This window comes from Zoogloea sp. GDB6 (assembly GCF_056724105.1).
This window is the reverse complement of sequence record NZ_CM161497.1, coordinates 5042967-5065085: the sequence shown is the minus strand read 5'-3', so window position 1 is coordinate 5065085 and position 22119 is coordinate 5042967. Positions and strand designations below refer to the sequence as shown.

At 67.6% G+C, this 22119-nt stretch carries 20 protein-coding genes and 1 pseudogene; 9 read left to right on the top strand and 12 right to left on the bottom strand.

Annotation, left to right across the window (positions count from 1 at the left end; genetic code table 11):
- Positions 1 to 67: 67 nt before the first annotated feature.
- The 5 genes and pseudogenes from AC1PQG_RS23090 to AC1PQG_RS23070 form a co-directional block, all read right to left on the bottom strand.
- Complete coding sequence (locus AC1PQG_RS23090) at positions 68 to 1654, bottom strand: tetratricopeptide repeat protein (protein WP_481120075.1); 1587 nt, start codon at positions 1652 to 1654, stop codon at positions 68 to 70.
- A gap of 209 nt (positions 1655 to 1863) precedes the next feature.
- Complete coding sequence (locus tag AC1PQG_RS23085; RefSeq protein ID WP_481120074.1) at positions 1864 to 2643, bottom strand: enoyl-CoA hydratase/isomerase family protein; 780 nt, start codon at positions 2641 to 2643, stop codon at positions 1864 to 1866.
- A 78-nt stretch (positions 2644 to 2721) separates the two neighbouring features.
- Positions 2722 to 3573: a 3-hydroxybutyryl-CoA dehydrogenase gene (locus AC1PQG_RS23080; protein ID WP_481120073.1), complete on the bottom strand. Its 852-nt coding sequence runs from the start codon at positions 3571 to 3573 to the stop codon at positions 2722 to 2724.
- Between the two features lie 37 nt (positions 3574 to 3610).
- Positions 3611 to 4033 (bottom strand): annotated as a pseudogene (locus AC1PQG_RS23075) (acetyl-CoA C-acyltransferase); the annotation flags it as partial.
- A gap of 146 nt (positions 4034 to 4179) precedes the next feature.
- Positions 4180 to 6585 (bottom strand): hypothetical protein, encoded by a 2406-nt coding sequence (locus AC1PQG_RS23070; protein ID WP_481120072.1) that lies wholly within the window; start codon positions 6583 to 6585, stop codon positions 4180 to 4182.
- Positions 6586 to 6724: 139 nt separating this feature from the next.
- Between AC1PQG_RS23070 and AC1PQG_RS23065 the strand changes: the two genes are divergently transcribed.
- The 7 genes from AC1PQG_RS23065 (at position 6725) to ruvB (ending at position 12219) form a co-directional block, all read left to right on the top strand.
- A complete protein-coding gene (locus AC1PQG_RS23065) occupies positions 6725 to 7687 on the top strand; it encodes a UbiA family prenyltransferase (protein ID WP_481120071.1) in 963 nt (320 codons plus the stop codon).
- Positions 7684 to 8370: an HAD family hydrolase gene (locus tag AC1PQG_RS23060; RefSeq protein ID WP_481120070.1), complete on the top strand. Its 687-nt coding sequence runs from the start codon at positions 7684 to 7686 to the stop codon at positions 8368 to 8370. Before AC1PQG_RS23065 ends, AC1PQG_RS23060 begins: the two co-directional genes overlap by 4 nt.
- Positions 8370 to 8711 carry a hypothetical protein gene (locus AC1PQG_RS23055; RefSeq protein ID WP_481120069.1) on the top strand — a complete coding sequence of 114 codons (342 nt, stop codon included), beginning with the start codon at positions 8370 to 8372 and terminating at the stop codon, positions 8709 to 8711. Before AC1PQG_RS23060 ends, AC1PQG_RS23055 begins: the two co-directional genes overlap by 1 nt.
- Complete coding sequence (locus AC1PQG_RS23050) at positions 8708 to 9319, top strand: glutathione S-transferase family protein (RefSeq protein ID WP_481120068.1); 612 nt, start codon at positions 8708 to 8710, stop codon at positions 9317 to 9319. Before AC1PQG_RS23055 ends, AC1PQG_RS23050 begins: the two co-directional genes overlap by 4 nt.
- A 33-nt stretch (positions 9320 to 9352) precedes the next feature.
- On the top strand, positions 9353 to 9943 hold the full coding sequence (gene ruvA / locus AC1PQG_RS23045; protein ID WP_481120067.1) for a Holliday junction branch migration protein RuvA: 591 nt from the start codon (positions 9353 to 9355) through the stop codon (positions 9941 to 9943).
- 123 nt (positions 9944 to 10066) lie between these two features.
- On the top strand, positions 10067 to 11146 hold the full coding sequence (locus AC1PQG_RS23040; RefSeq protein ID WP_481120066.1) for an AI-2E family transporter: 1080 nt from the start codon (positions 10067 to 10069) through the stop codon (positions 11144 to 11146).
- Positions 11143 to 12219, top strand: coding sequence for a Holliday junction branch migration DNA helicase RuvB (gene ruvB, locus AC1PQG_RS23035; protein WP_481120065.1), 1077 nt, complete (start codon positions 11143 to 11145; stop codon positions 12217 to 12219). Before AC1PQG_RS23040 ends, ruvB begins: the two co-directional genes overlap by 4 nt.
- Here the strand turns inward: ruvB and AC1PQG_RS23030 are convergent.
- From AC1PQG_RS23030 to AC1PQG_RS23010, 5 genes are all read right to left on the bottom strand, one after another.
- Positions 12216 to 12746: a hypothetical protein gene (locus tag AC1PQG_RS23030; RefSeq protein ID WP_481120064.1), complete on the bottom strand. Its 531-nt coding sequence runs from the start codon at positions 12744 to 12746 to the stop codon at positions 12216 to 12218. The two genes, ruvB and AC1PQG_RS23030, sit on opposite strands and share 4 nt — an antisense overlap.
- Before the next feature lie 118 nt (positions 12747 to 12864).
- Positions 12865 to 14049 (bottom strand): class I SAM-dependent rRNA methyltransferase, encoded by a 1185-nt coding sequence (locus AC1PQG_RS23025; protein ID WP_481120063.1) that lies wholly within the window; start codon positions 14047 to 14049, stop codon positions 12865 to 12867.
- A 200-nt stretch (positions 14050 to 14249) separates the two neighbouring features.
- Entirely contained in the window at positions 14250 to 14900 is a 651-nt protein-coding gene (locus tag AC1PQG_RS23020) for a DUF484 family protein (protein ID WP_481120062.1), read from the bottom strand.
- Between the two features lie 31 nt (positions 14901 to 14931).
- Positions 14932 to 15771 carry a diaminopimelate epimerase gene (dapF, locus tag AC1PQG_RS23015; protein WP_481120061.1) on the bottom strand — a complete coding sequence of 280 codons (840 nt, stop codon included), beginning with the start codon at positions 15769 to 15771 and terminating at the stop codon, positions 14932 to 14934.
- Positions 15768 to 16181, bottom strand: a complete 414-nt coding sequence (locus tag AC1PQG_RS23010; RefSeq protein WP_481120060.1) for a CoA-binding protein — start codon at positions 16179 to 16181, stop codon at positions 15768 to 15770. The genes dapF and AC1PQG_RS23010 overlap by 4 nt, the downstream gene beginning before the upstream one ends.
- An 87-nt stretch (positions 16182 to 16268) precedes the next feature.
- On the opposite strand from AC1PQG_RS23010, the gene sppA reads away from it, so the two are divergent.
- Positions 16269 to 18104: a signal peptide peptidase SppA gene (gene sppA, locus AC1PQG_RS23005; RefSeq protein ID WP_481120059.1), complete on the top strand. Its 1836-nt coding sequence runs from the start codon at positions 16269 to 16271 to the stop codon at positions 18102 to 18104.
- Positions 18105 to 18182: 78 nt separating this feature from the next.
- On the opposite strand, the gene AC1PQG_RS23000 is transcribed toward sppA, so the two are convergent.
- Together AC1PQG_RS23000 and AC1PQG_RS22995 are read right to left on the bottom strand one after the other, a co-directional pair.
- Positions 18183 to 18521 carry a DUF2782 domain-containing protein gene (locus AC1PQG_RS23000; protein ID WP_481120058.1) on the bottom strand — a complete coding sequence of 113 codons (339 nt, stop codon included), beginning with the start codon at positions 18519 to 18521 and terminating at the stop codon, positions 18183 to 18185.
- 46 nt (positions 18522 to 18567) lie between these two features.
- Complete coding sequence (locus AC1PQG_RS22995; protein ID WP_481120057.1) at positions 18568 to 19293, bottom strand: LOG family protein; 726 nt, start codon at positions 19291 to 19293, stop codon at positions 18568 to 18570.
- Positions 19294 to 19353: 60 nt separating this feature from the next.
- Between AC1PQG_RS22995 and polA the strand changes: the two genes are divergently transcribed.
- Positions 19354 to 22080 carry a DNA polymerase I gene (gene polA / locus AC1PQG_RS22990; RefSeq protein ID WP_481120056.1) on the top strand — a complete coding sequence of 909 codons (2727 nt, stop codon included), beginning with the start codon at positions 19354 to 19356 and terminating at the stop codon, positions 22078 to 22080.
- Positions 22081 to 22119: the final 39 nt, after the last annotated feature.

The following is a 22119-nucleotide window of genomic DNA, read 5'->3' as shown; positions in this document are numbered from 1 at the left end:
CGTCTGGACGCGCGGTGGTTGGTATTCCGACCCCGGCCATCATCGACAGGTCGGCCGCAAACTTCAATCAAGTTTTCCACGCTGCGCGAAGTTGTTCCAGTGCGGCGGCCAGCGCTGCCACCGGCGTGTGCCAGTCGCCGTGCTGCAGCTGGTGGAACAGCCGCATGGTGGGGTACCAGGGGCTGTCGGTGCGTGCGCGTAGCCAGCGCCAGTCGGTCTTGCGGGCCGGCAGCAGCACCCAGCAGGGGCGGCCGAGGGCGCCGGCCAGGTGGGCGACGGAGGTGTCCACACTGATCAGCAGATCGAGGCCGGCGAGCAGGGCTGCGGTGTCCGCGAAGTCGCCCAGATGGGGCGCCAGGTCGACCAGCGGAAGCGCCTGCGGGGCGGGCGGCAACGGCTGGCGGCTCTTCAGCAGGCTGAAGAAGCGTACGCCCGGCACCGTCCATAACGGGGCGAGGCTGTCCAGGGCCGGCAGGGAGCGTGCTTCGTCGTTGCTGTGATTGGGATTGCCGCGCCACACGAGGCCGACCCGCAGGGCGCCGTCGTCGCCGGTCGCGTCCAGCAGCGGGGCCAGCCGGCGGACCCGCTGCGGATCGGCGTGCAGGTAGGGCGCTCCGGCGGGAATGGAGTCCAGCCTGGTGCCGGCATGCAGCGGCAGGCTCAGCAGCACGGTCCAGTAATCGTGCTGGGCAAGCAGGGCCAGCCCTTCGTCCTGGTCGACCACCTGGTCGGCGCCGGCGAGGGTTTGCATCAAGGGCGTGAGTTCCGGACGGCAGGCCACTGTGACCCGGCTGGCGCCGAGCGACTTCAGCCACGGGACGTAGCGGCAGAACTGGATCTCGTCGCCGTAGCCCTGCTCGGGAAGGACGATGATCGTACGCCCCTGCAGCGGTTCGCCCTGCCATTGCGGCGTGCTGGTGGAGAGGGGGATCTCGCCCTTGCGGCGGGCCCGGACGAGCCGGCTTTCATGGTGCGGCCAGCCTTCGTCGAAGCGCCCCTGGACCAGCAGCAACTGGGCCAGATTGACGTGGAACTGGGGAAAGTCGGGCTGTAGCGCCAGGGCGTGGCGGAAGGAGGCCTCGGCGGCGCGGGCATCGCCTTGGTCGGTGAGCAGCACGCCGAGGTTGCAGTGGGCGGTGGCGAAGTTCGGGTCCCGGGCCAGTGCGGTGCGGTAGAGCGCGAGGGCTTCGTCGGGTCGGCCGTGGTGGGCGAGCAGGTCGCCGTGGTTGGTGAGGATGGGGGCCGAGTCTGGTGCAAGGGCCACGGCGCGGCGCTGGTACTGCTCGGCCTCGGCCAGCGCGCCGCGCTCCTCCAGCAGCAGGCCCAGGTTGGTGTGCAGGTTGGCGTCGTCCGGCAGCAGTGCGAGGGCCCGGCGCCACGCGGTTTCGGCTTCATCGACGGCGCCGAGGCGCTGCAGTGCGATGCCGAGGCCGTTCCAGGCCTGGGCGTAGTCCGGGACGAGTTCGCCGAGGCGCTGCCAGTAATCGGCAGCGTCAGCGTTCTGATCGAGCTGGCTGGCGCTTTCGGCGGCAATCTCCAGCAGTGCCGGGTCGCCGCCGCCGAGGCTCAGGCCCATGCGGGCGATGCGCAGTGCGTCGCGTGGGTTGTCTGCCAGCAGCGCGAGTTCCGCCTGGGCGACGAAGGGGTTGTCCATGGGCCGGGCCCGGTGCGGGAACAGTGAAGGGGACGCACAGGATAGGAAGTGGACGCCGTGCTGCCAAGCGGGTGTTGTCGAGCACGAAACAAGCAAGGCAGGCGTCACCCCATGGGGTCGAATTCACTCCGCCCAGCGGGCGCCTGGCGGTGCCGCATGAGCGGGCCGATCTCGTTGCCAGGCGCGTCGGCGTGTGGGCAGGGTAATGCTCAGCGCCCCGTGTAGGTCGCGGGGCGCTTTTCGAGGAAGGCGTTGACCGCTTCCTTGAAGTCTTCCGTCGCCGCGCAGGTGGCGAAGCCCTGGCGTTCGGCATCCAGCTGGCCGGCGAAGTCCCGTTCGATGGAGCGGCGCATCAGCTGCTTGAGGGTGCCCTGGGCGATCGGCGCGCCGGCGGCCAGGCGGCGGGCCAGCTTGTCGGTTTCCTCCGCCAGCTGGTCGGCTGTCACGACGCGGCTCACCAGGCCCAGGCGCTGGGCTTCGGCGGCGTCGATGGGGTCGGACAGCAGCGCGATCTCCAGCGCCTTGTGCAGGCCGACGGTGCGCGGCAGGCTCCACGAGGCGCCGAGGTCGCAGCAGGTGCCCAGATTGACGTAGGCGAAGTTGAAGCGGGTGGTCTCTGCGGCGACGATCAGGTCGCAGGCCAGCGCCATGCTCATGCCGGCGCCGGCCACCGGGCCCTGGATGCTGGCGATTACAGGCGCGCGCAGGCCGGCGATGATCTGCATGCTCTCGTTGAGCGGCGTGATCAGCGTGTTGGGCACCGCCGCCGGGTCGTCGCGGAACTGGGCGATGTCGCCGCCGGCCATGAAGGAGCGGCCTTCGCCGCTGAGGATCAGCACGCGCAGCGCCGGGTCGTCCTGCAGGCGGCGCAGGGCGGCCAGCAGGGCCTGGGCGGTGGCGGTGTCGATGGCGTTGAGGACCTTCGGGCGGTTGAAGTGCAGGCGGTGGATCCCGCCGTCGCGGCTTTCGATGATCGGGCTGTCGCTCATGCTGGGGTCTCCTTGTCGTTCTTATGGTTTGTGGCGGCGCCGATCGAAAGGATCGACCGGCGTCCGCCGGTGACGCGCTTAGTCGTACTTGTAGAAGCCCTGGCCGCTCTTGCGACCCAGGTAGCCGGCATCCACCATTTCCTTCAGCAGCGGGGCCGGGCGGTACTTCGGATCATTGAAGCCATCGTAGAAGACTTCCATCACCGCCAGCATGGTGTCGAGGCCGATCAGGTCGGCAAGGGCCAGCGGGCCGATCGGTTGGTTGCAGCCAAGCTTCATGCCGGCGTCGATGTCCTCGGCGGTGGCGAGGCCTTCCTGCAGCGCGAAGATCGCTTCGTTGATCATCGGGCACAGGATGCGGTTCACCACGAAGCCCGGGCTGTTCTTGGCGGTGATCGGGGTCTTGCCGATGGCGGTGGCGAAGCCTTGCGCGGCGGCCAGCGTCGCGTCGGAGGTCTGCAGGCCGCGGATCAGCTCGACCAGGGCCATCATCGGCACCGGGTTGAAGAAGTGCATGCCGATGAAGCGCTCCGGCGACGACACGGTAGCGGCCAGCTTGGTGATGGAGATCGACGAGGTGTTGGTGGCGATCAGCGTGGTGGCCGGCACGATGCTGTCGATTTCCTTGAGGATGCGCAGCTTGAGCCCCTCGTTCTCGGTGGCGGCCTCGATGACCAGCTCGGTGGCGGCCAGGTCGGCGTAGGCGGTGGTGCCGCGGATGCGGGCCAGCGCTGCGTCCTTGTCGGCGGCGCTGATCTTTTCCTTCTTGACCATGCGGTCGAGGCTGCCGGCGACGGTCTTGACGCCGCGCTCGACGGCCTCGGTGGAGATGTCCACCATCACCACATTGATGCCGGCCAGCGCACAGACCTGCGCGATACCGTTGCCCATGGTGCCGGCGCCGATCACGCCGATGTTTTGAATTGCCATGCTGTTGCTCCTGTTTGCGTAGTTTTTAAGAACTTTTTTAAACGCGTTCGAAGATGGCGGCGATGCTCTGTCCGCCACCGATGCACATGGTCACCAGGGCATAACGGGCCCCGTGCGGTGGAGCTCGTAGATGGCCTTGGTGGTGATGATGGCCCCGGTCGCTCCCACCGGATGGCCCAGGGAGATCCCCGAGCCGTTGGGATTGACGCGGGCCGGATCGAGGCCCAGTTCTCGTGTCACGGCGCAGGCCTGGGCTGCAAAAGCCTCGTTGGACGTCGATGACGTCCAGATCTGCGACGGACAGCCCGGTGCGCTGGAGCACCAGGCGGGTGGCGGGAACGGGGCCGATGCCCATGTACAGCGGTTCGACGCCGGCGTGAGCATACCCGACAAGTCGGGCCAGCGGCTTGAGACCAAGGGCTGCCGCGCGTTTCGCCTCGGCCACCACCGCCGCCGCGCTGCTCGCTCTCCAGCGCAGTTCGACGCGTTCTTGCCGGAGATCGGCAGCTTGCTGCAGGTCGAGATGACGGCCTGTCGGAAGTGCATCGCTGGAGCCTGGCGCGGCACATCCTGAAAAAGGCCGGTGATGCGGAAAGCGGGAGTCGTTCAGCCCGGTGATTGGCGCGGAGGGCTGGGGCGGAGGGTCAGTCCCAGCCATAGGGCCAGGCAGACGAAGACGCTCAGACGGGGCATGTCGAGCAGGCTGTCCACCATCCCCACGACCATCAGCCCGCTCAGCCCACCCATCAGCGCCCGGGCGAAGGGCATGGCGCGGGTGGTGCTGCGGAGCAGGCGCAGGCCGATGAAAACCAGAGCGGTGAGCAGCGCGGCGATGCCCAGCCAGCCCTGCTCCACGTACAGATGGACGAGGAGGTTCTTGGCGTGCCAGGGCAAGTGGTCCCGGTCGGAGGTGATGAACCAGTGGTCGACCCCCTGCTCGAAGTCGCCATTGGCGAGCAGGGAGCGGCCGTCGGCGGCGATGAGCTCCAGGTCATCCACCAGCACCCGTCCCGGGGAGGACAGGGACAAGGACGCCACGGCCGGCCGCGGCGGGAAGCCTGGTGTAAGGGTGCCGGGGTCGGAGACGCCTTCGATGGTCTGCCAGCCGTCCGCGCCCTTGACCGTAAAGCTGCGGCCCACACAGTCCGCGGAATAGATCAGGTGTTTCCGGCACAGGCTGATCAGCAAGGTGGCTTCAGCGCTGCTCTTCACCCTTAAGCGGAAGCGGAACGGGACCGTGGCGTCCGTGGCGACCCGTTGGGATACCCGCAACTCCTCTCCGTAGCCGATGGTGTGGCGGGCACCCCCCAGCTCCAGCTGACGTCCGCTGGCGTCCCGGTGCAGATGGGCCGTGCCGGGCAGGCCCTCGTCGGGAAGATTCCAGAAGAACGCCTCGGGAAACCGTCCCAGTCCTAGGCCGAGGATCTGCTCCAGCGGGCTGTGGACCATGTTCGCGCTGGCCCGGAAGTGGGCCATACGCCCGCTGAGGTCCTGGCTGCTCGTGGCCATGCGTTCGCCCATGTAGGAGCTGGTCATCGTCGCTACGCCAAGGCCTCCGATGGCCGTGAAGGCCAGCACGGTGGGCAGTGGGAGCATGCTCGGAAGCCACAGGGGGCGGGGCAGCAGGGTCTGGCAGAGCAGGACGGCAAAGGCGCCGCCGGCCGCCAGGGCCGCACCGGGCAGTGCTTCCGGCCCGCCCCAGTGGATGCCGACCCAGGCGGTGTTGCCCGCTGTCCAGGTCAGCAGGGCGAGCATCAGGGCCGGACTCGGGCCGTTGCGCCGTTGCAGCAACAGGACCGTGGCGGTTGTGCCCGCCGCCAGCAGATAAGCCAGATAGACGCCCTTGGGCAACCAGAACTGGGCCAGCGGGGTCAGCGCCAGCAGTGCCAGGCCGGCCACCACGCCGGCGAAGAGCGGTCCCGGCGACATGCGGTGAATGGCACCGCCGGCCTGGTGGCCCAGCACGACCAGACCGACGAAGGCCACCAGACCCCGGTAGCCGCCGCCGCTGAAGCTGCCCAGGCAGCCCGCGGCCACCAGTCCGGCCAGCAGCAGCGTCGGGAACAGGTGGAGTCGTGGCATGTCCTGACGGGCAGGATGTCGGCTCAGCAGCTGCATCCCGAACATGACGAGCAGGGACAGGCCGACCGCGGCATAGACGATTCGCGAGAAAGTCGTGAAGATCGCGTAGATCCCCAGCGCGGAGGCCACCGCTGCGACGATGCGGAGGGCTGGATGGCGGTGGGTGGTGAGCAGCAGGGCGAAGGGCAGGGTAAGGGCCAGCCAGGCGTCGAGGAGTGCCCCCCCTACGTGCATTTCCCAGAACAACGCACTGCTCCGGTAATCCGCCGAGAAATTGGTGAAACCCGGAAAGCTGATCCGCTCCCACAGGGCGGCCAGGCTGCAAGTGGTCAGACCGAGGGTCATGCCCAGGGCGAAGCGGGTCAGGGCGGCTTCACCTTCCCGGCGTATGCTCAGGTGCAGGAAGGGGATGAGCAGGAAGGCCAGCACGAAGCCCTTGCCGATCCGCAAGGCGTTGAGGGGGGAGGCATAGCTGATCAGATCCCCCGGGTCGGCGCTGCCGACTCCCTGGAGACCGAGTACGCCCGAAACGCCCACACTGGCCGCCAGCAGGCCGAAACTCGCGAGGGCGCCCGGGTTGAGGCGGACGGGCGCCGGTTCGCTGTTGCTACTCGGTTGGGCGGCAAAGGTTTCGTGCAGGCCCAGGGCCGCCAGGGTCGCTAGGAGTAGCGCATCGCTTTCCGTCGCATAGATGTGGCCACTCCACGGCGCCAGGTCGGCCACCGGCCAGAGGGCCGGCAGCAGGGTCAGCCACAGGCCCGGCCAGCGTACTGTCGCGCCCATGTAGGCGGCCAGCAGGACGCCTGCCAGCAGGGGGGCGAGAGGGTAGGTATACAGCCAGGCGGCCAGACCGGCCAGGGCCGGGAGGGCGATCAGCACGCCGTACAGGCGCGCCCGGGCAGGAGCGGGGCGGACAGCAGCAAGAGACACGATGAATGAGGGCTGGAACCGGTCGGCCGGATGCTAACTGATTGACCACGGGCTTGTCCCGTCTGTCGGGGCGTTGCCGTCCTTGACCGGCCCGCCTGAGCGCCGCAGCATGGCGACCTGTCACCCCACGTCTCGAACCATGTCGTCCGTACCCCTGGAACCTACCCCCGCCCTGCGTTGCCGGCCTCTGCTGATGCGGGTGCAGGCCACCCGCCCAGCCTTTCTCGGCGTGACGCTGTTTGCCTGCCTGATCGGGTTGGCGGTGGCCCACGGTAGTGGCGTCGCTATCGACGGGTTGAAGGCCGGGCTGACGATCTTCTTCGCTCTCGTCGCCCATGCCGGCATCAATGTCCTCAACGACTACTACGACGCCCGCAGCGGTGCCGACGCGGCCAATGAGGAGCGCCTGTTCCCCTTTACCGGCGGTAGTCGCTTCATCCAGAACGGTGTGCTGTCCGAGGCGGAGACCGGGCGTCTGGGCTTCGGCCTGCTGGCCGCGGTGGTGCCCGCCGGCTTATGGCTGGCCTGGTCATCGGCGCCGGGCCTGGTCCTGATCGGCCTGGCTGGCTTGTTCCTCGGCTGGGCCTATACCGCGCCGCCGCTGGCACTGGTCTGCCGTGGCTTGGGCGAGCTGGCGGTAGCGGCGGGTTGGCTGATCGTGGTGGTCGGCACTGACTTCGTGCAGCGTGGCGGTTTTTCGCTCGTGCCTGCCATCGCCGGCCTGTCCTATGCGCTGCTGGTGGCGGCAATCCTGTTCATCAACGAATTCCCCGATCGGCGTGGTGATGAAGCGGCCGGCAAGCGCACGCTGGTGGTCCGCCTCGGGCCGCACTCCGCCAAGTGGGCCTATCTCGGCCTGATACTGCTGGCCTACGGCTGGCTGGTACTGATGGTCGGGCAGAATGTGTTGCCGCGAGGCGCAGCCGCCGCCGCGCTGACGTTGATCTTTTCTTTCCGTGCCGCCCGCTATCTGCTGATCCATGCCAGTGAGCCGGTCGAGCTGGCGCCAGCCCTCAAGCTGACGATCGTCGCCGCCAACCTGCACGGCCTGGTCCTCGCTGCCACACTGGCGTTCGGACGTTGGCCGGGAGCCCTGTCATGAGTTTCGAGCTGCCCTTCGCTGCCGCGGACATTCACGGCATCATCTTCGACATGGATGGCCTGCTGCTGGACAGCGAGCGCGTCGCCCTCGCCACTGTCGCCACAGCGGCTGCCGAGCTGGGGCTGGAATGGCGCGCCGAAGTAGGGTTGGCGATGGTCGGTCTCAACTCGCAGGACGGCCCGAAGGTGATCCGCCACCACCTGGGCGAGGACTACCCGGTGGCCGATCTCTATGACGCCTTCGGGCGCATCTACGAAGAGGCCATCGCCGCCGGCAGCATCCCACTGAAGGGCGGCGTGGTGGAGCTCTTCGACGTGCTCGATGGCCTGTCCCTCGGCCGCGTGGTCGCCACTTCGACGCGTCGCTCCCGTGCCGAGCCCAAGCTGGCGGCGGTGGGCCTGCTGCCGCGGGTGCACGGCATGGTATGTGGCGACGAGGTGAGCCGCGGCAAGCCGGCGCCGGACATCTTCCTGGCGGCAGCCGCGCGCCTCGGCGTACCGGTGGCGAACTGCCTGGTGCTGGAAGACTCCAACGCAGGTGTGCGCGGCGCACTGGCGGCCGGTACGCGGGTGGTGATGGTGCCCGACCTGCTGCAGCCCGCCGACGACGTGCGGGCGGCCGGCGTGCCGGTGGCGGTCAGCCTCCGCGACATCGCCGGTTTCCTGCTGACGAGGAGCGCCTGATGCGTCGAATACTCTGGCTGGCGGCCTGCCTCGTGGCCGCGCCGGTGCTGGCGGAGGACGCCGCGTCGACGGCCTTCTGCCTGTTTCCGCTGCCGTCCGACAGTGGCGTGCAACGCTGGATCAACCTGGGCATCGTGCAGTACCTGGATGTCCGCTCCGACGAGGTCCGGATCTATTTCGGCGGCGGCAACCTGGGTAGCGGCCATGAGGCACGTATCCCGGTGAAGGGGCGCGAGGAGGCCGACGCGCTCCTCGCCAGCCTGCGCCGCACGGCCGCCGCCTGTGCCAGATCAAATTCAGTCAACCCGGCCAATTCGGCCTACCTGGGAGGAACTCCGTGAAACTCATCGGCATGCTGGATTCACCCTTCGTACGACGAACCTTCATCACCGCCCGGATGCTCGGGATTCCCTTCGAGCACCAGTCCCTGTCGGTCTTCCGCAATTTCGACGAATTCCACACCATCAACCCGCTGGTCAAGGCCCCGACGCTGGTCTTCGACGATGGCGCGGTGATGGTGGACAGCACCCACATCATCGCCTGGCTGGAGCGTATCGCGCCGCCGGGCAACAGCCTCATGCCGTCCGACGCGGCCGGCCTGCGGCGCTGCCTGCAGCTCACCAGCCTGGGCCTGGCGGCGGCCGAGAAGAGCGTGCACCGGGTCTATGAGATGAAGGTGCGCCCGAAGGACTACCGCGACCCGGACTGGCTGCGCCGCGTCGAAGGGCAGATCCGCGATACCTACGCGGTGCTCGAGCAGCACGTAGGCGACGCCGACTGGCTGTGCGGCGCGCGCCCGACCCAGGCCGACATCACCGTGGCGGTGGCCTGGCGTTTCACGCATTATTCGGCCCCCGGCCTGGTCGCCGACAGCGACTACCCGGCCCTTGCCGCGCTGGCCGCCAATGCCGAGGCGCTGCCGGCCTTCATGGCGGCGGACTACAGCTAAGCACTCTGTGACCCCCTTTCCCCGCGAGATTCGATGATCGGACGCATCACCGGCCGCCTGGCCGAAAAAAACCCGCCGCAGATCCTGGTCGACGTGAATGGCGTCGGCTACGAACTGGAAGTCCCGATGAGCACCTTCTACGGCCTGCCCGCCACCGGCCAGGCCGTCAGCCTGTCCACCCACATGGCGGTGCGCGAGGACGGGCACTTCCTGTACGGCTTCGCCACCGAGGACGAGCGGGCCGCCTTCCGCCAGCTGCTCAAGGTGGCCGGCATCGGCGCGCGCACCGCGCTGGCGGTGCTGTCCGGCCTGTCGGTGGCCGACCTGGCCCAGGCGGTGGCGCTGCAGGAGAGCGGCCGCCTGGTGAAGATTCCCGGCATTGGCAAGAAGACTGCCGAGCGCCTGCTGCTGGAGCTGCGCGACAAGCTCGCCAAGGCACTGCCGGCGGTGGCCGGGAGTGTCGCCGCCAGCCTGCCCGGCGACGACCGGGCCGACATCGTCAACGCGCTGCTGGCCCTCGGCTACAACGAGAAGGAAGCCCTCGGTGCGGTCAAGAATCTGCCGGAAGGCGTCGGCGTCTCGGACGGTATCCGCCAGGCGCTGAAGGGCTTGTCGAAGGCCTGACGCCGCAGCGGGCGGCGTGGGCTCCCAGGTCTGCCGGGGCGGCGGGATCGTCCTGCTACGGTGGACGTGGCACTGTCTAAAAGATCAGGGATAATTCCGCCCATTCCATCCGAGAGGGCGCCCATGACTCCCAGACGCACTGCCCAGCTGGCCATCACCGCCGTGCTGATCCTCGGCTGCGCCCTCGTGCTCAGCCCCTTTTTCGCGGCCATCCTGTTCGCCGGCACGGTGTGCGTGACCACTTGGCCGATGTACCAGGCCCTGCACCGACGCTTCGGGCGCCGCGACGGGTTGGCGGCGCTGACCATGACCCTGTTGCTGACGGCGGTGCTGCTGGTGCCTATGGTCGGTCTGGCCGCTTCGCTGACCGATTCGGCGATCACGCTGGTCGATTATGTGCGCGGCCTCATCGAGCAGTCCGACGGCCAGCCGCCCCACTGGCTGAAGGACATCCCGCTGGTCGGCCACGACATCGACGCCTATGTGCGCAAGCTGGCCCACAGCCAGACCGAGGTGCGCAAGCTGGCGCTGGAAGCCATCGAGCCGGCGCGCAAGTTCGCACTGGGCCTCGGCGGCATGGTCGGTCAGGGCCTGCTGCAGATCTCGCTGGTGCTGTTCATTGGCTTCTTCCTGTACCGCGACGGCGCGCGCATCGAGGCCCAGTTGGAGGTCGGCGCTGCACGCCTGGGCGGCCCGGTGTGGGGCGACCTGCTGCACCTGGCCGGCAGCACCGTGAAGGCAGTGATGATCGGCATCGTCGGCACCGCTGCAGCCCAGGCCCTGGTGGCGCTGATGGGCTTCCTGGTGGCCGGTGTGCCGGGGGCGTTGCTGCTCGCCGCCGGGGTGTTCTTCCTGTCGCTGGTGCCCGTCGGGCCGCCGCTGATCTGGGGCGGCGCAGCCTTCTGGCTGTACCAGCAGGGGGACAACGGCTGGGCCATCTTCATGGTGCTGTGGGGCCTGCTGGCGATCAGCTCGGTGGACAACTTCCTCAAGCCGATCCTGATCAGCCGCACGTCCAGCCTGCCGATCCTGCTGATCGCCCTCGGCGCCTTCGGTGGCGTGCTGGCCTTCGGCTTCATCGGCATCTTCCTTGGACCCACTTTCCTGGCCCTCGGCCAGGCCTTGTTCACCAGCTGGACTGTCAGCCAGTCGGCCGATGCGCCGGCCGCTGAACTCGCAGAGGCTCCGGAGGGCCGTTCATGATCCACACCGACGACATCAAGGGTGGTCAGCCCGATCCTTCCGCCCGCCTGATCACCGCCCAGCGCGCCAGCAACCAGGAAGAGGCGCTGGAGCGGGCGCTGCGCCCCAAGCGGCTTGACGACTATGTCGGCCAGCAGAAGATCCGAGACCAGCTGGATATCTTCATCGAGGCCGCCAAGCGGCGTAGCGAAGCGCTGGATCATGTGCTGCTGTTCGGCCCACCGGGCCTCGGCAAGACGACGTTGGCCCACATCGTGGCAGCCGAGATGGGCGTCAACCTGCGCCAGACCTCCGGCCCGGTGCTGGAGCGCGCCGGCGACCTGGCGGCGCTGTTGACCAACCTCGAACCCCACGACGTGCTGTTCATCGACGAGATCCATCGCCTGAGCCCGGTGGTGGAGGAAATCCTCTACCCGGCGCTGGAGGACTTCCAGATCGACATCATGATCGGCGAAGGCCCGGCGGCCCGCTCGGTGAAGCTCGATCTGCCGCCGTTCACGCTGGTCGGCGCGACGACCCGCGCCGGCATGCTGACCAATCCGCTGCGCGACCGCTTCGGCATCGTCGCCCGCCTGGAGTTCTATACGCCACAGGAGCTGTCCTACATCGTCAGCCGTTCGGCTGGCCTGCTCGACGTGGAGATCGAAGACACCGGCGCCTTCGAGATCGCCCGCCGGGCCCGCGGGACGCCGCGCATCGCCAACCGCCTGCTGCGCCGGGTGCGCGACTACGCTGAGGTGCGCGCCGACGGCCGCATCACCGCGGGCGTGGCGGACGCGGCGCTGACCATGCTGGACGTGGACCACCTGGGCCTCGACCTGATGGATCGCAAGCTGTTGGGGGCGATGCTGGAGAAGTTCGGCGGCGGCCCGGTGGGCCTGGACAACCTGGCGGCGGCGATCGGCGAATCGTCCGACACCATCGAGGACGTGCTGGAACCCTACCTCATTCAGCAGGGCTACCTGCAGCGTACGCCGCGGGGCCGCATGGCCACCGCGTCGATCTGGCAACACTTCGGCCTGCTGCCGCCCGGCGCGGCGGGCAGCGGCAGTCTGCGGGAGGGCGACGCCTAGGCGTCAGAACTGCCCAGCGCGGTGTGCACCCGCTCGGCGGTGCTCAGGAAATCGTCGAGGTTTTCCTGGTCGAGGGGCTGGATGTACAGCCGTGCGGCCTTGGCGGTGATCGTCAGGCCGCCTTTCTGGTCGCGTGCGATCCAGCCTTGCTGGATCAGGTTGCTGACCTTGCGGCGCACGGTTTCCCGCGGGATGCCGGTGGATGAGCTGATCGAGAAGGCATTGCAGGGGCGCAGCGGCAACTGTCGGAAGTCGTCGTCGGCGGTGCTCCGGATGATCGACGTCAGGGTCTGGTCGTCCAGGCCGAGGCCGCCGATGTTGTAGAGGCCGACTTCGCCGAGGACGATCGGCAGCAGCAGATCGCCCTCGAAGGCGGCATACAGACGCACCAGGTAGCGCAGGTTGTAGCGGGAAAGCAGGAGGGCTGCGGCGCGTCGGTCGGGGCCTGCCAGGGCCCCGTTATCGCCCGCCATGGGGGGGGCGAGGAAGACCGACTCGCGGGAGCCAGGGGGCAAGGGGGTGTCCATCGGTAGCTCCATCGGGATAATCAATCGGAATGCGGAAACACTATTTAACTTTTCAGTGGCTTGAGCATACACACCTCTTGCCACTCGCATGCCGAAAAACTACCCGTTTTGGGTTTTTCTATATCTGACAGGCCAGTCCCTTGAGGTATTCGCCTTCGGGTACGGCCAGCCCGATGGGATGGTCGGGGGCTGCGGACAGGCGGTGCAGGATGCGCGCTTCGACGCCGACGTCTGCAGCTGCTCCGGCAACGATTTTCTGGAACAGTTCCTGGCCGATGCCGCCGGAGCAGGAATAAGTCATCAGGATGCCGCCCGGATTGAGTAGGCGGAAGCCCAGCAGATTGATGTCCTTGTAGGCGCGCGCAGCCCGCTCGGCGTGGGCGGCGGACGGCGCGAACTTGGGCGGATCGAGGACGATCAGGTCGAACTTGCGGCCCTCGGCCTTGAAGCCGCGCAGGGCCTGGAAGACGTCGTCCTCGCGCCATTCGGCGCGGCTGGCGTCGAGCTGCGGGTTGAGGGCCAGGTTGCGGGCGGCGGTGAGCAGCGCCGGGCCCGACGAGTCGATGGAGATCACGCTCTTCGCGCCGCCGGCCAGTGCCTGCAGCGAGAAGCCGCCGGTGTAGCAGAAGCAGTTGAGTACGTCGCGGCCGGCCGACAGCTGGCCGGTGAGCAGGCGGTTGTCGCGCTGGTCGAGGTAGAAGCCGGTCTTGTGGCCGCCGACCACGTCCACTTCCATGCGCACGCCGTTCTCGACGATGCTCAGCGTCGCCGGCAGCTCGCCATGGGCCAGGCCGGTGACCGGGCCGAGGCCTTCGAGCTTGCGCACATCGGAGTCGGAGCGCTCATAAACGGTGCTGCAGCCGGTGGCCTGGACAAGGCCGGCGACGATCGCCTCGCGCCATTTGTCGGCTCCCGCGCTGGTCAGCTGGACGACGACGACAGGGCCGAAGCGGTCGGCGATGACGCCCGGCAGGCCGTCGGACTCCCCGTGGATCAGGCGCACGCCATCCTGCCCGGCCAGCCAGGGGTGGGTGGCCCGCCGCGCCACCGAGGCGGCAACGCTGCGCTTGATGAAGGCGTGATCCACCGACTGATCGCAGTCGAAGGTCCATACCCGCGCGCGGATCTGCGATTCCGGCGACCACGCCGCACGCGCCAGTGCCCGCCCGTCGGCGTCCTTCACCAGCACCGTATCCCCCGGCCGCGCCCGCCCCTCCAGCCGATCCACGGAGCCGGCAAAGATCCAGGGGTGACAACGGAGCACGGAACGTTCCTTGCCGGGCTTGAGAATGAGATCGGTCATGACAGTGGCGCTATGAAAAGGAGGAGCAAACAGAAGGAAAGGGGACAACCAAGGAAAACAACAGAGCAACAAACAACCCCTGCGGCTAGGGGGCAGAAGGCGTAGCGAGCGGTTCGAGGTCGCAACGAGAAGCACAGCCGTACTCGAGTACGGCGAGCATCACAGTTGCGAGATCGAGCCGCGCAGTAGCCTTATGCCCCCTAGCCGAGTTGGCGGATGAGGGCGGCGCTGACCATCTCGCCGATGCGCGTGACGTACAGCGTACCCATCTCAGGATAGAACCGTTCCGGGTCTTCGCTGCCCATCGCGAGCATGCCGAAGGTCTGCTCATCGCGGCGCAAGGGCACCAGCGCCACCGAGCGGATCAGCCGGCTGGCCGGGCCGAACCAGCCGGTGGCCTCGCGCAGCGCCGGTGTGCCGCAGTAGGGCTGCATGAGGTCGCCGCTGAAGAAGCGGACTTCCTCACCGACGGGAAGGAATTCGGGCCCGCTGCGCGTCAGCACGCTGTTCCACACGCGAAAGGCCACGTGGGGCACGGCGAAGTCCTCCTGAAGATGCAGGTAGATGACCCGGCGGATCGCCTCGAAATCCTCGGCTTCCAGCAGGGACACGGTCAGGCGATGGACCTTGGCGCTGATGCCGTCGTTCTCCTCGCCGAAGGACAGCAGCTCGGCGAACTTGTCCTCCAGGTGAGCGATGCGGTCGCGCAGGGCGATCAGCTGGCGCTCGGTGAGGGAGATCGCGTGGCCGGTGTGCGGGTGGCCCACCGTCAGGTCGGTCAGCAGGGTCGAGTGTTCGTCGAAGAAGTCGGGATGCTCCTGCAGGAACTGGACGATGTCGGAAGGGTTCATGGCGTTCGGGCCGGAGGGCGCAGGTGAGGGTTCAGGGAAGCGTCAGCTCACCCGAAAAGACGGTGACCGCCGGGCCGGTCATCAGGACCGGGGTGCCGACACCGTTCCACGCGATGGTGAGTTCGCCGCCACGGGTTTCGACGGTGACGGGAGAGACAACCAGCTCGCGCAGGATGCCCGCCACCACCGCGGCGCAAGCCCCCGTGCCACAGGCCAGGGTTTCGCCAGCGCCGCGTTCGTAGACCCTCAGGCGTACCCGATGTTCATCGACAACCTGCAAAAAGCCGGCATTGACCCGCGCCGGGAAGCGCGGATGGTTCTCGATCAGGGGGCCCTGGACGGCCACCGGGGCGGTATCCACGTCGGCCACCACCTGCACCGCGTGGGGATTGCCCATGCTGACGGCGGTGATGGCGACGGTGGTGCCGGCCACGTCGAGGGGCTGAACGTGGGCGTCGGAGTCGCTGACGAAGGGCACGTCGGCCGGCTTGAGGACCGGCACGCCCATATCGACGGTGACGTTGCCGTCCGCTTCGAGGCGCGGTGCGATGATGCCCTTCTTGGTCTCGACGCGGATCTCCTGCTTGTCGGTGAGGCCCTGGTCGAAGACGAAGCGGGCGAAGCAGCGGGCGCCGTTGCCGCACTGTTCCACCTCACCGCCGTCGGCGTTGAAGATGCGGTAGCGGAAGTCTACGCCCGGTGCCTGGGCAGGCTCGACGACCAGCAGCTGGTCGCAGCCGACGCCGAAGTGGCGGTCGGCCAGATGGCGGACCTGTTCCTCGGTGAGCTGGATGTCCTGACGCACGGCGTCGATCATCACGAAGTCGTTGCCGAGGCCCTGCATCTTGGTAAAGGCGAGTTTCTTGCTCATGGGATAAGATCCAGGTAATCGCGCCACACGCAGCGGTCCATCACGACGGTGATGCCCGCCGCACGGGCCCGCTCGGCCGCTTTTTCGTTGATCACGCCGTCCTGCAGCCACAGGCGCTTGACGCCCATCGCGATGCACTCGTCGACGATCGGGTCGATCTGGTCGGCAGAGCGGAACACGTCCACCAGGTCGATCGGGTGGGGAATGTCGGAGAGGTGCGGATAGGCCTTTTCGCCGAGAACTTCGGCAACGGCCGGCCGAACCGGTACGATTCGGTATCCGAAACCCTGCATGCCCTTGGCCACCCTGTGGCTCGGGCGATCCGGACGCGGCGACAGGCCGACCACGGCGATCGTCTTGACCTCCTGCAGCAGGCGGCGGACCTGGTCGGGCGGGGGATTGGTAAACATGGCGGGATTCTACCGGATTGGTGGGGTGCAGAAAGCCTGCGGATGTCCGCAGGGAATAGGGCCAGGTGGCCCGGTTTGGAGAATGCAATGGAGCGCAATGCACGGCCTGGTGTCGTGAGAAGGGGATTCTCGTCGGTCTGGCGGGCGGTGGACCGCCTGCGGCAGGTGAGTCTCAACGTGTTGTTCATCGCCGTGGTGGTGTTCGTGGTGGGCGGCTGGTGGGCGGCCCGGCCGGCTCCGTTGCCTGCTGACGCGGCGCTGCTGGTGGCGCCGGTCGGTCAGCTCGTCGAGCAGCGCAGCGCGCGCAGTCCGATGGGCGTGCTGCAGGGCGTCGAGGGTATCCATCAGGTGCTGCTGCGCGACGTGGTGGATGGCATCCGTGCCGCCGCCACCGACTCGCGCATCAAGGCGCTGGTCATCGAAACCGACGGCCTGTCGGGTGCAGGGCTGGCCAAACTGCAGGAAATCGCTGCGGCCATCGGCGAGTTCCGCAAGGCAGGCAAGAAGGTCTATGCCTACGGCAAGCGCTTCGATCAGGGGCAGTACCACTTGGCGTCCCGGGCCGACGAGGTTTTCGTGAACCCCGATGGCTACGTGCTGCTGTCCGGCTTCGCGCGCTTCCCGACCTACTTCAAGGGTTTGTTCGACCAGGTTGGCGTGAAGATGCAGGTCTTCCGCGTCGGCACCTACAAGTCCTTCGTCGAGCCCTACACTCGCAGCGACATGTCGCCGGAGGACCGGGAGGCTACCAAGGCTTACCTGGACGTGGCCTGGCAGGCCTATCAAGCGGATATCGCCGCGGCCCGTCCGAAGGCGGGGGCCAACCTGGCCGCTTACATCGGCGACGCGCCAGCACAACTGGCCGCAGCCGGCGGCGATGCGGCCAAGATGGCGCACAACGCCGGGCTGGTGGATGGCCTGAAGACCGCCGACCAGTGGCGCGACTTCCTGAAGCAGCAGATCGGGGCGGCGGACGATAACAAGGGTTATCGCCACGTGGATCTGGCCACCTATGTGGCCCGTGTGCGCGACGAGCAGCCGCATCCGGCCGACAAGATCGGTGTGGTGGTGGCCCAGGGCGCGATCGTCAACGGTGAGCAGCCGCCCGGCGTGGTCGGTGGTGACACGCTGGCCGGCCTGATCCGCCAGGCCCGCGAGGACAAGGCGATCAAGGCGGTGGTGCTGCGCGTGGACAGCCCGGGCGGCAGCGCGACGGCATCCGAAGTGATCCGCCGCGAGCTGGAACTGACCCGCGAGGCCGGCAAGCCGGTGGTCGTTTCGATGGGCTCGGTGGCGGCTTCCGGTGGCTACTGGATCAGCATGGCGGCCGACGAGGTGTGGGCCAGCCCGACCACCATTACCGGCTCGATCGGCATCTTCGCGATGATGCCGGACATCTCCGGCCCGATGGCCAAGCTGGGCCTGACGGTGGACGGGGTTGGCACCACCGTGCTGGCCGGCGGCCTTGACCCGCGTCGGCCCCTCGACCCGCAGGTCGCCAACCTGCTGCAGCAGAACATCGAGTTTGGCTACCGGCGCTTCGTCGAACTGGTCGGCAAGAACCGCAAGATGACGGTCGAGGCGGTGGACCACGTCGCCCAGGGGCGGGTGTGGATGGGCAGCCAGGCCCGCGAAAAAGGCCTGGTGGACAAGCTCGGCAACTTCGACGCGGCCCTCAAGGCTGCCGCCGCGCGAGCCGGTCTGAAGGACTACGACGTGAGCTACGTGGAAAAGCCCCTGTCGCCCCGTGACCAGCTGTTGCTGCGCTTGCTCGACAGTGGTGAGGAAGAAGCCCGCGGCGCAACGCGCCAGGCGTCGGTGGTGGACCAGGCCGTGGCAAAGATCCGCAGCGAGCTGGCCGGCTTGGCCCTGTGGAACGACCCTGGCCACGTCTATCTGCATTGCCTCTGCGACGCGCCGTAAGAGCGGCAGGAGTCAAATGCGGAACGGGGCAGCCTGCTGGCTGCCCCGTTTTTTCTGGTGCTTTGCTATTTGGGCGCCTTACCAGCGCTTGATGACCCACTTCGGCACGCGCAGTCCGCTATCCTGGGAACTGCGGCGCGTGAAGTCGCCCTGGCCGACGTCGTCGTAGAGATAGTAGGACGGGCCGTTGGGCGGCGTCACCTTGATCATGTAGAGCTGGCCGTTGACGCGGTATTCCTCGACGGTGTCTTCGCCCTTCTTGACGATCGTGACCTGGGGCTCCTGTTCCTGGTCCAGCTCCATGCCGGGCGGCGGCGGGGGCGGCTCGGGCAGGGGTTCGAGTTTCGGGGGCTGCTGGGCCCATGCGGAGGCGGTGACGGCGATCAGCAGGGTGGCGAAATGGCTAACGCGGGGCATGAAGGTCTCCTGACTATGCCGTGATTGTAAGCTGCGGCGCCGGCCGTCAGAGGTTGAGCATCAGCTCGTGCTCTTCCGGCAGCGGCAGGAAGCCGCGGCTCTGGTAATGGTTGAAGATCGCATCCACCACCTTTTCGGGTTCGTCGATGACCTGAACCAGATTGATGTCTTCCGGGTTGATCATGCCTTCGTCGACCAACCGGTCCTTGAACCAGTCAATCAGGCCGCGCCAGAAGGGCTCGTGGACCAGAATCACCGGGATCTTGCTGCTTTTGCCGGTCTGGATCAGCGTCATCGCCTCCAGCAATTCGTCCAGGGTGCCGAAACCGCCGGGCATCACCACGTAGGCCACCGCGAACTTCACGAACATGAACTTGCGCGCGAAGAAGTGCTGGAAGGTCTGGGAGATGTCCTGGTAGGGGTTGGCCTGCTGCTCCATCGGCAGCTGGATGTTCAGCCCGACGCTCGGCGACTTGCCGAAATAGGCGCCCTTGTTGGCGGCCTCCATGATGCCGGGGCCGCCGCCGGAGATCACCGAGAAGCCGGCGTCCGAAAGCAGGCGTGCGATGCGTTCGGTTTTCTCGTAATACGGATGGTCGGGCTTGGTGCGGGCGCTGCCGAAGATCGAGACGGCCGGGCGGATCGGCTTGAGGCGCTCAGTGGCCTCGACGAACTCTGCCATAATTCCGAAAATCCGCCACGACTCCCTGGCCGTGAAGTTCTGCGCTGCCGTGTTCGGCACCATCCGGGGGAGTTTGTCTTTTGCAGTCATTTTTCTTGTAAGGAGTGAGGGGTGAGGGGTGAGGTTCCGCCTGCTCTGCCTCGCGAACCCATGCCGACCTTGTTGCTCGTAGACGGTTCCAGTTACCTGTACCGTGCCTTCCATGCCTTGCCCGACCTGCGCAATTCGTCGGGAGAACCGACTGGCGCGGTGCGCGGGGTTCTTTCCATGCTACGTCGGCTCGAATCCGACTACAAGGCGGAATACCGCGCCTGCGTATTCGATGCCAAGGGCAAGACTTTCCGCGACGACTGGTTTCCCGACTACAAGGCCCAGCGTCCACCGATGCCGGATGACCTGCGTGCGCAGATCGAGCCGCTGCACGAGGCCGTGCGGGCCGAGGGCTGGCCGCTGCTGATGGAGGATGGCGTCGAGGCCGACGACGTGATCGGCACGCTGACCCGCCGCGCCGTCGAGGCCGGCTGGGAGGTCGTCATCTCCACCGGCGACAAGGACCTGACCCAGCTCGTGCAGCCCGGCGTACGCTGGGTGAATACGATGAGCGAAGAGGTTCTCGACGAAGCCGGCGTGACCGCCAAGTTCGGTGTGCCGCCAAACCTGATCGTCGATTACCTGACCCTGATCGGCGACACCGTGGACAACGTGCCCGGCGTCGAAAAGTGTGGTCCCAAGACCGCGGTGAAGTGGCTCACCGAGTACGGCAACCTGGACAACCTGGTCGCCAATGCAGACAAGGTCGGCGGCAAGGTCGGCGAGAACCTGCGCAAGCATCTGGACTTCCTGCCCCTTGGCCGCAAGCTGGTCACCGTCGTCACCGACCTGCCGCTGCCGGTCGGTCCCGCCGACCTGCCGGCGCGGGAGGACGACAAGGAGGCGCTGGCGGCGATCTACCGGCGCATGGAATTCAAGGGCTGGCTGAAGGAGCTGGAGCAGGGCGTGCATCGCGCCGCGCCGGCCGCCGCCGAGGCGCCGCCCGAGGCTGTCGTGCCCCAGGGCGAGCCGGGCGCCCATCGCAACGGCTACGAGACGCTGCTCGACTGGGCCGCCTTCGACGCGTGGCTGGCGAAGATCTCCGCCGCCGACATCACCGCCTTCGACACCGAGACCACCGGCCTCGATCCGCTGGTCGCCACCCTGGTTGGTATGTCCTTCGCCACCGTCGAGGGCGAGGCGGCCTACCTGCCGCTGGCCCATAACTACGCCGACGCGCCGGCCCAGCTGCCGCTGGCCGAGGTGTTGGCCAGGCTGAAGCCCTGGCTGGAGTCCGACGCCCATCGCAAGCTCGGTCAGAACCTCAAGTACGACGCCCACATCCTGGCCAACCACGGTATCGCGCTTGCCGGTATCGCGGAGGACACGCTGCTCGAGTCCTACGTGCTGGAGAGTGACAAGTCCCACGACATGGACTCCCTGGCCAGCCGCCACCTGGGCCTCAAGACGCTGACCTACGCCGAAGTGTGCGGCAAGGGCGCCAAGCAGATCGGCTTCGGCGAGGTCGAACTGGCCCGCGCCACCGAATACGCCGCCGAAGACGCCGACATCACGCTGCGCCTGCACCATGCGCTGGTTGCCCAGCTGGCCGTCGAGCCGGGCCTTGCCGCGCTGTACCGGGACGTGGAGCTGCCCACCGCGCGGGTGCTCTTCGAGATGGAGCGCAACGGCGTACTGATCGACGACTTCCTGCTCGCCCAGCATTCCGAGGAGCTCGGCCGCCGCCTGCACGAACTGGAGCTGCAGGCCCATGAGCTGGCCGGCCAGCCCTTCAACCTGGGCTCGCCCAAGCAGCTCGGCGAGATCCTGTTCACCAAGCTGGGCCTGCCGGTGGTCAAGAAGACCGCCACCGGCCAGCCGTCCACCGACGAAGACGTGCTGACCCAGCTCGCCGACGACTACCCGCTGCCCAAGCTGCTGCTGGAGCACCGCAGCCTGGCCAAGCTGAAGAACACCTACACCGACAAGCTGCCGCTGATGGTCAACCCGAAGACCGGCCGCGTGCACACCAGCTTCAGCCAGGCGGTGGCGGTCACCGGGCGGCTCGCCAGCTCCGAGCCCAACCTGCAGAACATCCCGATCCGCACGCCGGAAGGGCGCCGCATCCGCGCCGCCTTCATCGCCCCGGCCGGCCACAAGATCGTGTCGGCGGACTACTCGCAGATCGAACTGCGCATCATGGCCCACCTGTCCGGCGACAAGGGCCTGCTCGACGCCTTCGCCCATGGCGAGGACGTGCACCGCGCCACCGCTGCCGAGATCTTCGGCGTGACGCCGCTGGAAGTCACCAGCGAGCAGCGCCGCTACGCCAAGGTGATCAACTTCGGCCTGATCTACGGCATGAGCGCCCACGGCCTGGCCAAGAACCTGAGCATCGAGCGGGCCGCCGCGGCCAACTACATCGACCGCTACTTCGCGCGCTATCCCGGCGTCGCCGCCTACATGGAGCGCACCCGCGTGGAGGCCAAGACCAACGGTTACGTCGAGACGGTGTTCGGCCGCCGCCTGCACCTGCCGGACATCCGCGCCCAGCAGGTGGGGCGCCGCCAGGCCGCCGAGCGGGCGGCGATCAATGCGCCGATGCAGGGCACCGCTGCCGACCTGATCAAGAAGGCGATGATCGCCACGTCGGCCTGGCTGAAGACGGCCGGCGTGAAGTCGCGCCTGATCCTGCAGGTCCACGACGAACTGGTGCTTGAAGTGCCGGACGACGAGGTGGAATTGATCCGCGTCCAGCTGCCGAAGCTGATGGCCGGCGTCGCGCAACTTTCCGTGCCGCTGGTGGCCGAAGTGGGTGTCGGCGCCAACTGGGACGAGGCCCACTGATCCCTTTTTGGGGCGTCGTGGCGTTTCCCGGTCGTGGGG

Excerpts from the sequence above, each read along its gene's own strand:
- AC1PQG_RS23065 (WP_481120071.1), top strand. The coding sequence starts at position 6,725 with ATGTCGTCCGTACCCCTGGAACCTACCCCCGCCCTGCGTTGCCGGCCT.
- AC1PQG_RS22995 (WP_481120057.1), bottom strand. The coding sequence starts at position 19,293 with ATGACTGCAAAAGACAAACTCCCCCGGATGGTGCCGAACACGGCAGCG.
- AC1PQG_RS23030 (WP_481120064.1), bottom strand. The coding sequence starts at position 12,746 with ATGGACACCCCCTTGCCCCCTGGCTCCCGCGAGTCGGTCTTCCTCGCC.
- AC1PQG_RS23090 (WP_481120075.1), bottom strand. The coding sequence starts at position 1,654 with ATGGACAACCCCTTCGTCGCCCAGGCGGAACTCGCGCTGCTGGCAGAC.
- AC1PQG_RS23000 (WP_481120058.1), bottom strand. The coding sequence starts at position 18,521 with ATGCCCCGCGTTAGCCATTTCGCCACCCTGCTGATCGCCGTCACCGCC.
- ruvB (WP_481120065.1), top strand. The coding sequence starts at position 11,143 with ATGATCCACACCGACGACATCAAGGGTGGTCAGCCCGATCCTTCCGCC.
- ruvA (WP_481120067.1), top strand. The coding sequence starts at position 9,353 with ATGATCGGACGCATCACCGGCCGCCTGGCCGAAAAAAACCCGCCGCAG.
- AC1PQG_RS23025 (WP_481120063.1), bottom strand. The coding sequence starts at position 14,049 with ATGACCGATCTCATTCTCAAGCCCGGCAAGGAACGTTCCGTGCTCCGT.
- AC1PQG_RS23085 (WP_481120074.1), bottom strand. The coding sequence starts at position 2,643 with ATGAGCGACAGCCCGATCATCGAAAGCCGCGACGGCGGGATCCACCGC.
- sppA (WP_481120059.1), top strand. The coding sequence starts at position 16,269 with ATGGAGCGCAATGCACGGCCTGGTGTCGTGAGAAGGGGATTCTCGTCG.
- polA (WP_481120056.1), top strand. The coding sequence starts at position 19,354 with ATGCCGACCTTGTTGCTCGTAGACGGTTCCAGTTACCTGTACCGTGCC.
- AC1PQG_RS23010 (WP_481120060.1), bottom strand. The coding sequence starts at position 16,181 with ATGTTTACCAATCCCCCGCCCGACCAGGTCCGCCGCCTGCTGCAGGAG.
- AC1PQG_RS23060 (WP_481120070.1), top strand. The coding sequence starts at position 7,684 with ATGAGTTTCGAGCTGCCCTTCGCTGCCGCGGACATTCACGGCATCATC.
- AC1PQG_RS23055 (WP_481120069.1), top strand. The coding sequence starts at position 8,370 with ATGCGTCGAATACTCTGGCTGGCGGCCTGCCTCGTGGCCGCGCCGGTG.
- AC1PQG_RS23040 (WP_481120066.1), top strand. The coding sequence starts at position 10,067 with ATGACTCCCAGACGCACTGCCCAGCTGGCCATCACCGCCGTGCTGATC.
- AC1PQG_RS23080 (WP_481120073.1), bottom strand. The coding sequence starts at position 3,573 with ATGGCAATTCAAAACATCGGCGTGATCGGCGCCGGCACCATGGGCAAC.
- AC1PQG_RS23020 (WP_481120062.1), bottom strand. The coding sequence starts at position 14,900 with ATGAACCCTTCCGACATCGTCCAGTTCCTGCAGGAGCATCCCGACTTC.
- dapF (WP_481120061.1), bottom strand. The coding sequence starts at position 15,771 with ATGAGCAAGAAACTCGCCTTTACCAAGATGCAGGGCCTCGGCAACGAC.